Annotated in this window: 9 protein-coding genes; 1 reads left to right on the top strand and 8 read right to left on the bottom strand. The window is 70.4% G+C overall.

The features are described from left to right. The first annotated feature begins 235 nt into the window (after positions 1-235). A complete protein-coding gene (locus OIE74_RS09725; RefSeq protein ID WP_329380842.1) occupies positions 236-1,189 on the top strand; it encodes a bifunctional riboflavin kinase/FAD synthetase in 954 nt (317 codons plus the stop codon). A gap of 78 nt (positions 1,190-1,267) precedes the next feature. Here the strand turns inward: OIE74_RS09725 and OIE74_RS09720 are convergent, their stop codons facing one another. The 8 genes from OIE74_RS09720 to OIE74_RS09685 form a co-directional block, all read right to left on the bottom strand. Beyond that, positions 1,268-2,281 (bottom strand): ABC transporter ATP-binding protein, encoded by a 1,014-nt coding sequence (locus OIE74_RS09720; protein ID WP_329380840.1) that lies wholly within the window; start codon positions 2,279-2,281, stop codon positions 1,268-1,270. Beyond that, entirely contained in the window at positions 2,278-2,517 is a 240-nt protein-coding gene (locus OIE74_RS09715) for a hypothetical protein (protein WP_329380838.1), read from the bottom strand. The genes OIE74_RS09720 and OIE74_RS09715 overlap by 4 nt, the downstream gene beginning before the upstream one ends. Beyond that, entirely contained in the window at positions 2,514-3,587 is a 1,074-nt protein-coding gene (locus tag OIE74_RS09710) for an ABC transporter ATP-binding protein (protein ID WP_443076070.1), read from the bottom strand. Before OIE74_RS09710 ends, OIE74_RS09715 begins: the two co-directional genes overlap by 4 nt. After that, positions 3,584-4,612 (bottom strand): ABC transporter permease, encoded by a 1,029-nt coding sequence (locus OIE74_RS09705; RefSeq protein WP_329380836.1) that lies wholly within the window; start codon positions 4,610-4,612, stop codon positions 3,584-3,586. The genes OIE74_RS09710 and OIE74_RS09705 overlap by 4 nt, the downstream gene beginning before the upstream one ends. Continuing rightward, positions 4,609-5,685 carry an ABC transporter permease gene (locus tag OIE74_RS09700; protein ID WP_329380834.1) on the bottom strand — a complete coding sequence of 359 codons (1,077 nt, stop codon included), beginning with the start codon at positions 5,683-5,685 and terminating at the stop codon, positions 4,609-4,611. Before OIE74_RS09700 ends, OIE74_RS09705 begins: the two co-directional genes overlap by 4 nt. Before the next feature lie 143 nt (positions 5,686-5,828). Then, a complete protein-coding gene (locus OIE74_RS09695) occupies positions 5,829-7,739 on the bottom strand; it encodes an ABC transporter substrate-binding protein (protein ID WP_329380832.1) in 1,911 nt (636 codons plus the stop codon). 400 nt (positions 7,740-8,139) lie between these two features. Next, positions 8,140-11,529 (bottom strand): SCO5717 family growth-regulating ATPase, encoded by a 3,390-nt coding sequence (locus OIE74_RS09690; protein WP_329380830.1) that lies wholly within the window; start codon positions 11,527-11,529, stop codon positions 8,140-8,142. A 513-nt stretch (positions 11,530-12,042) separates the two neighbouring features. Continuing rightward, complete coding sequence (locus tag OIE74_RS09685) at positions 12,043-12,276, bottom strand: DUF397 domain-containing protein (RefSeq protein WP_189105154.1); 234 nt, start codon at positions 12,274-12,276, stop codon at positions 12,043-12,045. Between the last annotated feature and the right edge of the window lie 199 nt (positions 12,277-12,475).

The raw sequence follows: 12,475 nt of genomic DNA, 5'->3' as shown, positions 1-12,475 counted from the left end.
CACCGGCGCCTGGTCGGTCTTACCCGTGAGAGGCGCGGATTCGCCGCGCTCCTCGCGGCATGGCCGGCCGATGACCCCCGGCGGTGGGCGGCGGTGATCGGGCAGAGTGCCCGCAAGTCCCCCGTGCCGATCGGTATCACGATGCCGATGCGGGTCAAAAGCCACGGGCATGGCAGTCTTAGACCTGCGTAAGAGGCATTCACGTACACGGGTTCGGGCGAGGAGAGCGGTCACAGTGCAGCGCTGGCGCGGCTTGGAGGACATCCCCCAGGACTGGGGACGCAGCGTCGTCACCATCGGCTCCTACGACGGCGTGCACCGCGGACACCAGCTGATCATCGGGCGCACCGTCGAGCGGGCGCGGGAGCTCGGGGTGCCCTCGGTGGTCGTGACGTTCGACCCGCACCCGAGCGAGGTCGTCAGGCCCGGCACCCATCCGCCGTTGCTCGCGCCGCACGACCGGCGCGGGGAGCTGATGGCCGAGCTGGGTGTGGACGCGGTGCTCGTGCTGCCGTTCACTACCGACTTCTCGAAGCTGACGCCCGCCGATTTCATCGTCAAGGTGCTGGTCGACAAGTTGCACGCGCGCGCCGTCATCGAGGGGCCGAACTTCCGCTTCGGCCACCGGGCCGCCGGCAACGTCGCCTTCCTGGCCGAGCTGGGTGCGACGTACGACTACGAGGTCGAGGTCATCGAGCTGTACGTGAGCGGGGCGGCCGGTGGTGGCGAGCCCTTCTCGTCGACCCTGACGCGGCGGCTGGTCGCCGAGGGCGACGTCGCCGGGGCGGCGGAGATCCTGGGCAGGCCGCACCGCGTTGAGGGCGTGGTGGTGCGGGGCGCGCAACGTGGGCGCGACCTCGGCTACCCGACGGCCAACGTGGAGACGCTCCCGCACACCGCGATCCCGGCGGACGGCGTGTACGCGGGCTGGCTGACCGCCGACGGCGAGCGGATGCCGGCGGCGATCTCGGTCGGTACGAACCCGCAGTTCAACGGCACGGAGCGGACCGTGGAGGCGTACGCCATCGACCGGGTGGGGCTTGAGCTGTACGGGCTCCACGTCGCGGTGGACTTCCTGTCGTACGTACGGCCCCAGCGGACGTTCGACTCCATCGAGTCACTCCTCGATGCCATCGCCGACGACGTGAAGCGTTCGCGCGATCTCGTCGCCGCGTACGACGCGCGCTGACGAGACCTTCCCGCAGCCGCACCGCGCGGCCCCAACTCGGGCACCGTATTTCTGAGTTGGGGAGCCGCGGCGGGTGGCTCAGAGCACCTTTTCGCCCTCCGGGGCGGCTGCGGCTGCGGCGGCCCAGTGACAGGCGACCTGGGTCGAGTCGCCGCCCGTCAGTATCGGCAGTGCCTCCGTGCGGCACTTGGTCGCGACACCTGAGCGCTCCGCCTCGCCGGAGGCGAGGATCTGGCACCTGGCGTGGAAACGGCAGCCGCCCGGGATACGCGACGGGTCCGGCGGCTCGCCCGCCAGGACAACCGGTTGGACCCCCGACTCCGGCAGTACCGACAACAACGCCTGCGTGTACGGATGCTGGGGAGCCGTCAGCACCTGCTCGACCGGCCCCGTCTCGACGATCCGGCCCAGATACATCACGGCGACCCGGTCGGCGATGTTCCAGGCGAGCCCGAGGTCGTGGGTCACGACCAGGGCGGACAGCCCTAGTTCGTCGCGGAGCGACAGCAGCAGCGCCAGGATCTCGCCCCGTACGGAGGCGTCGAGCGACGCCACGGGCTCGTCGGCGACGATCAGTTCGGGCTTCAGCACGAGTGCGCCGGCGATGACGACTCGCTGACGCTGGCCGCCCGACAGCTCGTGCGGATACCGCAGGAAGAACCGCTCCGGCGGGCGGAGCCCGGCACGGGACAGCGCCTCGGCGACGGCCTCGCGTTCGTTGCCCCGGTACCGGTGGATGCGCAGGCCCTCGGCCACCGCTTCGTACACGGTGTGCCGCGGATTCAGCGAACCGCTCGGATCCTGGAGCACCAGTTGGACGCGCTTGCGGTACGCCTTGAGGGCGGCGGACTGGTAGCCGAGAGGTACGCCGCCGAAGGTGATGGAACCCGTCGTCGGCGGCACCAGGCCGAGCAGCGTCCGCGCGAGCGTGGTCTTGCCACAGCCCGATTCGCCGACCAGGGCGACGATCTCGCCGCCGCCGATGTCGAGATCGACACCGTCGACGGCGCGCGCCGCCGGGGCGCCGCGCCGCCCGGGGAACGTGACATGCAGCCCCGTGGCCGAGAGCAGAGGCGTGGGCGTGGTGGTCATGACTGGCTCCTGAGGCGTGGCCGTCCTGCGGCCGTACGAGCGAGACGGTGCGGGTACGGTGCGCCGATGCCCCGTACGGTGCCGCAGGCGTGGGCGCGGACGCGCGTGGGCCCCACGGGGCGCCGGGCGTCGGCCACGCCCCGGGCGGGCGCTACGTGGCCGTCCACGGCGTCGTAACGCAGCGCCGTACGGGGGAGCGGCACGGCGGCCGCCCCGTCGGGGCGTACGGACGTCATGGGCGCGGCTCCGTGGACGTCACCGACACCTGTGCCGGTACGGCGGCGCCCACATGCACGCACGCCGCGTGGCGACCCGGCCCCGCCTCCCGCAGCGACTGGTCCTCCCGCGCGCACTCGTCCAGGGCGACAGGGCAGCGCGGGTGGAACGTACAGCCCGACGGCAGCGCCGAAGGATCGGGCGGGTCACCCGGCAGACCGCGCGGCGCGCGCCGTGAGGCGGGATCCCCGATCCGGGGGAACGCCGCAGACAGCGCGCGGCTGTACGGGTGCTCGGCGGCGTCGTACACCGACTTCGCCGGCCCTTCCTCGACGATCCGGCCCGCGTACATCACGGCGAGCCGGTCACAGGTGTCGGAGAGCACCGCGAGGTCGTGACTGATCATCAGCAGGCTGATGTCCTGCTCGGCGACCAACTGCTCGATAAGTCGCAGGATTTGGGCCTGGATCATCACGTCGAGCGCGGTCGTCGGCTCGTCCGCGACGATGAGCCGGGGGTCGCAGGCCAGCGCCATCGCGATCATCACGCGCTGCCGCTGGCCGCCGGACAGCTCGTGCGGATAGGCGTCGGCGCGGGCGGCCGGCAGGCCGACCTGCTCCAGCAGTTCCCCGGTGCGTTTGCGGGCGGCGGCGGGCGTCGCGCCGCGGTGCAGCAGCACCGGTTCGGCGATCTGGTCGCCGACCCGGTGGACGGCGTTGAGCGAGTGCATGGCGCCCTGGAAGACGATCGAGGCCCCGGCCCAGCGCACCGCGCGCAGCCTGCCCCACTTCATGGTGAGCACGTCCTCACCGTCGAGCAGCACGTGCCCCGTCAGCTTCGCGGTGGCGGGCAGCAGCCGGAGCAGGGCCAGCGCCAGGGTGGACTTGCCGCAGCCGGACTCGCCCGCGATGCCGAGCTTGCGGCCCGATTCGAGGACGAGGTCGACGCCCCGTACGGCGGGGACGGCGGAGGGCCCCGTACCGTACGTCACCCGCAGATCCTTGATCTCAAGGAGGCTCGACGCCGCCTTCGGAGGCCCCGCTTGCGGCGCCGCTGCCTTCGGGGTCTCCGTGTTCGGTGTTTCGGTCAACGTGACACCCCAAGCTTCGGGTTGAGCACGGCCTCGATCGCACGGCCGCAGAGCGTGAAGGCGAGCGCGACGACCGCGATCGCGATGCCGGGAGGCGCCAGATACCACCAGTGTCCCGACGAGACGGCGCCCGCCTCCCGGGCGTCCTGGAGCATGCCGCCCCAGGAGACGACCGACGGATCGCCGAGCCCGAGGAAAGCGAGCGTGGCCTCGGTCAGGATCGCGGTGGAGATTCCGAGCGTGGTCTGGGCGAGGACCAGCGGCATGACGTTGGGCAGTACGTGGCGCGTCATGACGTGGCCGTGCCCGCCGCCCAGAGCCCGCGCCCGTTCGATGTACGGGCGCGACTCGATGGCGATGGTCTGCGCCCGGACCAGGCGCGCCGTTGTCGGCCACGAGGTCACCCCGATCGCCAGGATGACCGTCCAGATGCTGCGCGACATCACCGTCGCCAGCACGATCGCAAGCACCAGCGCGGGCATCACCAGGAACCAGTCGGTGATCCGCATGACCACCGTCGCGAACCAGCCGCCGAAGTGCCCGGCGACAATGCCGACGAGGGTGCCGATCGCCACCGACAGCGCGGCGGCGAGCAGCCCGACGACCAGGGAGATACGCGCGCCCCAGATCAGCAGGCCGAGGAGCGACCGGCCGAACTGGTCCGTACCGAGCGGGAATTCACCGCTCGGGCTCTCCAGCGCTGTCCCCGGCGCGTCGGTGACGCTCTGTACGTCGCCGATGAACAGCGGCGACGTCAGCGCGATCAGGGCGATGACCGCGAGGCCGGCGAGACCGATGAGGCCGGCGCGGTGCGTACGGTACTGGCGCCAGAAGCGCGACACGGAGGCGCGGCGCCGCGCCCACGCGAGCGACGAGGCGGACGGGGCTTCGGCCTTCCCCGCCACCTCCTCGGGCGTGCCCGACGTCGGCGGCCGCCCTGTCTCCGCCGAGGACTCCGAGAGCCCCGAGGGCTCCGCCGAGTCCTCGGATTCCGGCGGATTCGGCGGCGTCTTGTCGATGGTCATCGGCCCACCCGGGGATCGAGCAGCGGATAGAGCAGGTCGGCCAGGAGGTTCATCAGGATCATCGCTCCCGCGAAGACCACGAACAGCCCCTGCACGAGGGGCAGATCAGGCACGCTCAGCGCCTGGTAGAAGAGCCCGCCGAGGCCCGGCCACGAGAAAACGGTCTCGACGAGGATCGAACCGGCGGCTACGTGGCCCAAGTTGATGAAAACCATCGTGACGGTCGGCAGCATCGCGTTCGGCACGGCATGCCTGCGACGTACGAGATCGTCCCGCAGCCCCTTCGCCCGCGCCGTCGTCAGATAGTCGCTGCCCATCTCGTCCAGCAGCGACGACCGCATCACCAGCAGCGTCTGCGCGTAGCCGACCGCCACCAGCGTCACCACCGGCAGCACCATGTGGTGCGCCACGTCGAGGACATGCGCGAAGCCGGTCTCGTTGCCCGACTCCATCCCGCCGCTGGGGAACATCCCGGGAACCGGTCCGATGCCCACCGAGAACACGATGATCAGCAGCAACCCCAGCCAGAACGCCGGCACGGACCACAGCGTCAGCGCGACACCGGTGTTGATCCGGTCACCGAGGCCGCCGTGGCGCCACGCGGAGCGCGTACCGAGCCACAGCCCGAGCGTCGAGTAGATAAGCACCGCGACGCCCGTCAGCAGCAGCGTCGCGGGCAGCTTCTCGGCGATCAGCTCGCCGACGGGGGCGTGGAACTGGTACGACGTCCCCAGATCCCCCGTCAGCGCCTTCGCGCAGTACTCCGTGAACTGCTGCCACACCGGCAGATCGAGTCCGAACTGCCTGCGCAGCGTGGCCATCTGCTCCACCGACGTCGGCTTGCCATGGGTCATGGCCTTGACCGGATCGCCGGGGATGATCCGGAACAGGAAGAAGCTGGTGACGAGGATGGCGAACAGCGAGACGGCCGCGCCGCCCAACTTGCCCGCCACGTACAGCAGATAGCCGGTCCTGTAGCCCGTGGCGCGGGCGCGGGAGCCGTCGGACGGCCCGGTCTTCACCAGGTCGTCGACGGCATCCCGCACCACACCGGGAGTGCTTGCGGTGCTCATACGGTGTCTTTCCGGGGAAGCCTCCCGGACCCCCTGATCGCGGTCGTGTACGCGGTCGTGCGCGCGCTTCTGGTCGCGCTTCTGGTCACGTTCCCGGCCCGTGCCCGGCCGATGACCGGGCACGGGAAGGGACGCCGGCCGTTCTATTCACGGTCCTCGGCGGTGGAGCGGCGCCGGATCGCGAAGAAGAGCCCGAGCGCCACCACGACCACCACGGCCGCGCCGATCCCGACCATCGTGCCCGTCGACGAGCCGCTGTCCGAGCTCGCCTCGCCGCTCCCGTCGGCCGGTACGGCGGACCACCAGCTCCAGTAACCGTCCTGGCCCCAGAGGTTGCCCGCGGCCTCAGGCATGGTCGTGATGGACTTGATCTGGTCCGTACGGTACGCCTCGACGGCGTTCGGATAGGCCATGACGTTCATGTACCCGGTGTCGTAGAGCCGGGACTGCATCTGCTTCACGAGGTCGGTGCGCTTGGCCGCGTCGTACTCGACCGCCTGCTTCGCGTACAGCTCGTCGAACTGCTTGTCGCAGATGAAGTTGTCCGTCGCACCGGTGTCCTCGGCCGTGGCGGGCAGGGCGGCGCAGGTGTGGATGGAGAGGACGAAGTCCGGGTCCGGGTTCACCGACCAACCGTCGAACGCGAGGTCGTAGTTGCCCGCGAGCCACGGGTCGGAGACGTTGTCCAGACACTCGACCTTGAGGCCGATCCCGAGCTCGCCCCACCACTCCTGGAGGTACTTGCCGACGGCCTTGTCGTTCGGGTCGGTCGCGTGGCAGAGGATGCGGAAGTTCAGCGGCTTGCCGTCCTTGCCGACGCGCTTGCCGCCGCTGTTCTTCTTGTAGCCCGCCTTGTCGAGGAGTGCCGCGGCCTTCGCCGGGTCGTAGTCGATCGTCTGGCTGCCCGAGGGCTGCCAGAAGTATGAGTCGAAGCGCGGCGGGATGTAGCCCTGCCCCTCCACCGCGTTGCCCTGGAAGACCTTGTCGACGATTGTCTTGCGGTCGACGGCGTGGAACAGCGCCTTACGGACGTTCTGGTCGAGCAGTGCCTTGTGGCCGTTGCCGAAGCTCTTGCCGTCCTTGGCCTTCGCGCCCGGGTTGGTCGCGAGGGCGAAGAAGCGCCGTCCGGGGGCGTTGTTGACCTTGATGTTGTCGGCGCTGCCCAGCGCGGCGGCCTGGGCCGGCGTGAGACCGGAGACGAACGAGACCTCACCCTTCTGGAGGGCGGCGACCGCGGCGTCCTTGTCCTTGTAGTACCTGAAGACCAGCTCGTCGAACTTCGGGGCACCGCGCCAGAAGTCCTTGTTCGGCTTCAGCCGGATGTACTGGTCGACCTTGAAGTCCTCAATGACGTAGGGGCCGTTGCCCACGATCGGGAACTTCTTGTCGTTGTTGAACTTGGCGAAGTCGTCGACCTTTTCCCAGATGTGCTTGGGCACGATCGGCACGTCGAGCGCCGTCATGGTGGCCTGAGGCTTCTTGAGCTCGATGACGAGCTTTGTTGCATCGGGTGCGGTGACCTTCTTGAAGTTCGAGGTGAAGTTGCCGTTCGCCGTGGCGGCGTCCGGGTCCGTCATCATCTTGTTGAAGGTCCATGCCGCGTCCTCGGCGGTGGCTGGCTTGCCGTCGGACCACTTGGAGTCGGAACGGATGGTGAAGGTCCACGTCAACTTGTCCGCCGACGATGCCCACTTGGTGGCGAAGCCCGGAATGGGGTGGGCGTCCTTGGGGTCGTAGTTGGTCAGGAACTCGTTCGTCAGCCGGAAGATGCTCGTCGCCACGAGCGTCTGCGCCAGGAACGGGCTCAGTGAGTCGATGCTCTGGTCCACGGCGACCGTGAGGACCTTCTTGCCGTCCGCCGCCGCCGGGGCGGCCCGGGGCGCGGTCACCGGCGCCGCGTGGGCCTGCGGCGCCGCGGGCAGCAGCGGACTGAGCGGGATCACAGAACCGGCCACCATCGCAGTGGCAGCGGCACCAGAGGCCAGGAAGTGACGGAATCGGGAGCGTTGCCGGGTGGGCTGCCGCGTCGTACGCGGCGGAATCCTTGTGACCATGGGTCGTGACCTCGCGTCATCACTCGCACGGAGAAACAGAGAAGCAGGGAAGCGGACCAACAGAGAAGCGGAAGAACAGACCACACAGCGAAGCAGGAAACGGGCCGGAAGAAGGCGGAAGAGCGGAAGAACGGGGAAGCGGGCCGGTTGAGCGGATGGTCGGATACGCCTTCGGGTCGAGCGAGCGCTCGAAGCGGTGGCGTGAATTGGTTGCTTGCTCGTGTCGTCTGGCGCCGGCAGCCGGGTTGACCCCAGCTCACCAACTGGTGAAGCGAAGGTTTATCAGCGCTGATCGGGCCACGTCAACGGCCCTTGAAACCCCGTGTGGGCTGCGGGAATGCGATGAGGGTCCGTACCGTGAAGACGGTGCGGACCCTCATTGGTCTAAACCTCTGCCGCCCTACTGTTGAGGCGCTGGCGGAGCCTGCGGAGGCTCCTGCTGCGGCCAGCCGGCGGGCGGTACCGGACCCTGCAATTCCGGCTGCCCGGCCTGCCCTGGCTGCGCAGACTGGCCCGGGTGTGCCGGTTGGTGCGGCTGACCCGGCTGACCCGGCTGCTGGCCGGGGTACTGGCCCGGCGGCAGCCCGGCCGGGCTGCCGGACGACTGCGCCTGGGACGGCAGTGACTGCTGCCAGCCCTGCTGCTGCGGATAGGGCTGCTGCGGGTGGTACTGCTGGCCGGGGCCGGCGCCGTGGGGCTGCTGGCCCGGAGCCGGCGGCTGCCCCGGGGCACCGCCCGGCGCCTGTCCGGGAGCTTGGCCGTGCCCGTACTGCCCCGGCATCTGCGGCTGTCCGTACGGTGGTTGGCCGTACGGAGGCTGCCCCGGCACCTGCTGGCCGGGCTGTCCCGGCTGGCCCGGATACTGCCCCTGCGGCTGTCCGTGCTGCGGCTGCCCCTGGTGCCCCGGCATCGGCGGCGCGAGATGCGGCGGCGGGTTGCCGTCCGCCGTCCACAGCCCCTGCTGTTGCTGGGCGCGTGCGAAGTCCTCGGCGATCAGCGCGGACAGGTTGAAGTACGCGTCGCGGGTCTTCGGCCGCATCATGTCGAGGTCGACCTCAGCGCCCGCCGACAGGTGCTCGTCGAACGGCACCACGACCACACCGCGGCAACGCGTCTGGAAATGCTGCACGATGTCATCGACCTTGATCATCTTGCCTGTCTCGCGCACGCCGGAGATGACGGTGATCGAGCGCTGCACCAACTCCGCGTACCCGTGGGCCGACAGCCAGTCCAGCGTCGTCGACGCGCTGCTCGCACCGTCGACCGACGGGGTCGAGATGATGATCAACTGGTCCGCCAGGTCCAGCACTCCACGCATCGCGCTGTAGAGGAGGCCGGTGCCCGAGTCGGTGAGGATGATCGGGTACTGCTTGCCGAGCACCTCGATCGCGCGCCGGTAGTCCTCGTCGTTGAACGTCGTGGAGACCGCCGGATCCACGTCGTTGGCGATGATCTCCAGCCCGGACGGCGCCTGCGAGGTGAACCGGCGGATGTCCATGTACGAGTTGAGATACGGGATCGCCTGCACCAGGTCCCGGATGGTCGCCCCGGTCTCACGGCGCACGCGGCGGCCGAGCGTGCCGGCGTCGGGGTTGGCGTCGATCGCCAGGATCTTGTCCTGCCGCTCCGTCGCCAGTGTTGCCCCGAGTGCGGTGGTGGTGGTCGTCTTGCCGACGCCGCCCTTGAGACTGATGACCGCGATGCGGTAGCAGGAGAGCACCGGCGTACGGATCAGTTCGAGCTTGCGCTGCCGCTCCGCCTCCTCTTTTTTCGCGCCGATCCTGAAGCGTGAGGCGGCGGAGGGGGTGCGGCTGCTCTTGGCCTTCTGCTTGTTGTTGCGCAGGAGGCGGTCCGAGGACAGCTCGACGGCGGCGGTGTAGCCGAGCGGCGCACCCGGCATGGAACGTTCGCGCTGGTCGTGCGCCATCGCCGTCGGCCAGCCCGCGCCGGAGCGCGGGTCCATGGGCGGCGCGCCGGGCGCGGATCCCGGCGCGGCACCGGGTACGGGGCCCTGCGCGCCGTCGGGCGCGGCGCCCTGCGGGTGTTGCGGTTGCTGGTACGGCTGTTGCTGCTGGGCGGGCAGATTAGGCGTCTGCGACGCCGGAGCCGGCAGGTTCGGCGTCTGGGGCTGCTGCGGTTGCGCGGGCGGCGTCTGCGGAGTGTGGGGCGCCTGTGGCGACTGCTGTACGGGTACGTACGGGGCGGGTTGGGCGGCCTGCCCAGGCTGCCCCGGTTGGCCGGCCGGTCCGGGCTGAGGGAACCCGTAGCCCTGCTGCGGGCCTTGGTGCCCCGGCTGCCCCGGCTGCCCCGGCTGGCTTTGCTGGCCGGTCTGCGGGAAGCCGTAACCGCTCTTCGCGTACGGGGCGTTAGGACCCGCGTTGGCGGGTGCCCCGGCCGGGTGACCCTGCTGTCCCGGCTGCGGGAAACCGTAGCCACTCTGCTGCGCCGTCGCGGCGGGGGTCGCCGGGGTGGCGGGCGTGGCCGGCCTGGCCCAGGGGGATTCGGCCGGAGGGCCGGACTGGGACGGGGCGGCCGGGGGCAACTGGTGCTGCGACGGCTGGGACTGCGACACCGACTGCGACTGAGAGGCCGAAGGCCGCTCGGCGGGCCACTGCGGCGCGGGCGCCGGGGCGGCAGGCTGGAAGGCGGGCGGCAACGGGGGCAGCCCGGAGTCGGAAGCGGCGGGCGACGGGGTCCACGGAAGCGCGGGCGCGGGCGGGGCCGCGGGAGTGTCCAGCGGGGGAACCGCGTCGGACGGCTCATTTGTGGGCACGGAGTCCGCCGGCTCGTCGACCGCGTCGGTCGGCTCGATGGTGCGGTCCTGGACGTCGTCGGAGATGTCCGCGCCGCCCACGGCGTCGCTGACATCAGCAGGTTCCTCGGACTCGGACTCGGATTCGGAGACTGAGTCGGAAATGGAGCGGGGGTCCGAGTCGGCATCCGCCGCGGCGTGGGAGTCCCCGTGCGCGTCCGGTTCGGTCGATGAGTCCGAACTCCCGAAGGGCTCGTCGACACCGGAGTTCACGGAGGGGGAGAGGAGGTAGCTCCCGTCCTTGTCTTCGTCATCCGCGTCGTCGGCGCGATCTTCGCCGCGGCGGGTCTTGTCCTCAGCGGCCTCACCGAGATCAAGGTCCAGGTCGGGACCCGCGCCGGGGCCGGTGCCGGCGCCGGCCCCGGCATCCGTATCGTCGGCCCCGCCGGAAACCTTGCCGCCATCGCCATCAGTGTCAGTATCGGTATCGTCATCCGCATGGGCGGCGCCCTCGTCGTCGGCAGCCTTCGCCACCTCCTTGGCGGCGTCGATCTCCGCCATCTCGCGCTTCAGCGCGGCGGGGGAGAAGCGCATGGTCGCCCCGCTCTCCAGATCGCCCGCGCCGAAAGGCTGCGCGAACGGCTCCGGCGCCCCGGCGTCGGCCGCTGGAGCGGCGGAGGGCGGCCGCGTCACAGGAGACGCGGCAGGCAGTACCGGATCGACGGACGGTGACAGGGGCGCGCTCTGCGCGGGGATCGACGGCGGAGGCTGCCGGTGCGGCCAGTTCGGCTCGTACCCACTTCCTGCGGGCAACCCCGGCACGGCCACCGGAGCCCCGCTCGGAGGCGGCGGCCCCGGGGTGGAACTCGGCTGGCCCGCCCCGTCGCCCGACGTGTCCCCGGGGGCGTTCTGCGTGTACCAGGCCGGCGGGGTGTAGTCGATGGTGAACTCACCCGTCATCTCGGCGGGCTCCGCGTCGGACTGATCATCGACGGGATTGTTCCAGTCCCCACGGATCTCGTCCCGATCGCCGTTCACTTTGCCTCCTGGTGTGGTCGAGCACCCTTGTGCCTTTGCGGGTGGGGGCGACCGCTGTCACTCGATCAGCCCGGCTCTACCCCTTGGGACGCTCACGACATGCCTGCGGGTTCTCGTGCGCCCCGACCCACCCTAAACGCCCACAAGCCCGCTCCGGCAGGCCCGCCCATCCGTCATCGGCCGCCCCGTACGCCGCCCCTTGCCGCCGGGTGATTCGGCTACGGCAGACGGTCAGGAAGAGGGTGGGGTGAACCATGACAACAGCGCATGAATACCTGCCCGTTCGCCCGGTCCCGGGCCGCGACCCAACAATCCGGTATCGACGTCCGGAACGTGGCCCGGTCCGGGCGGCTGTGTCCGGGAGCACCCGGACCGGAGAGGTTCCGCCGCTTCGGCCGTTCTCTTCGGGGTCTCCTCCTAAGGAGGCTGCACGCGTCGCCGCTGCGGGCCCGCCCCGACGGGGGCCACGGGCGTAACGACCTTCTTAAAGAGGACGCCTCCGTGCGGAGACCTCTATCGGATGTCGAATTCCCCGTCACGCGCGCCCAGTACGAACGCCCGCCATTCCGCTTCGGTGTACCGCAGCACCGTGTCGGGATCCACTGACGATCGCATCGCCACCGCTCCGCCGGGCAGATGCGCGATCTCGACCCGCTCCTCGTCCTCGCTCGTGCCGGGGGCGCTGAGCCACTCGACGCCAGAGATGTCGAGGGCGTACAGCTCGTCCTTCTCCTCTTTGGTCCCCATCGGTCAGGCCTTCCCTTCGACAACGGCTGAGTTGAACGCTCTCCACGCACGAGCGGAGACATACAGGCCCACCGGCGCGTGCTCCTGAGGATCCTAGATCCGCCCGGCACACCGGGTCCGCCGATTCCGGTCCCCTCACCCTTGCCGGGCCACCGCCCCGTACAACGGTCCTGGGGCCCAAGTCGTCCATGGGGGGGGG

This window comes from Streptomyces sp. NBC_01716, assembly GCF_036248275.1.
Classification (GTDB): Bacteria; Actinomycetota; Actinomycetes; order Streptomycetales; family Streptomycetaceae; genus Streptomyces.
Note: the sequence above shows the minus strand (reverse complement) of the source record. Positions and strands in the feature narration are given on the sequence as shown.

Coding starts and splice junctions, on each gene's coding strand:
- OIE74_RS09720 (WP_329380840.1), bottom strand. CDS start 2,281: ATGACCACCACGCCCACGCCTCTGCTCTCGGCCACGGGGCTGCATGTC.
- OIE74_RS09715 (WP_329380838.1), bottom strand. CDS start 2,517: ATGACGTCCGTACGCCCCGACGGGGCGGCCGCCGTGCCGCTCCCCCGT.
- OIE74_RS09705 (WP_329380836.1), bottom strand. CDS start 4,612: ATGACCATCGACAAGACGCCGCCGAATCCGCCGGAATCCGAGGACTCG.
- OIE74_RS09700 (WP_329380834.1), bottom strand. CDS start 5,685: ATGAGCACCGCAAGCACTCCCGGTGTGGTGCGGGATGCCGTCGACGAC.
- OIE74_RS09695 (WP_329380832.1), bottom strand. CDS start 7,739: ATGGTCACAAGGATTCCGCCGCGTACGACGCGGCAGCCCACCCGGCAA.
- OIE74_RS09685 (WP_189105154.1), bottom strand. CDS start 12,276: ATGGGGACCAAAGAGGAGAAGGACGAGCTGTACGCCCTCGACATCTCT.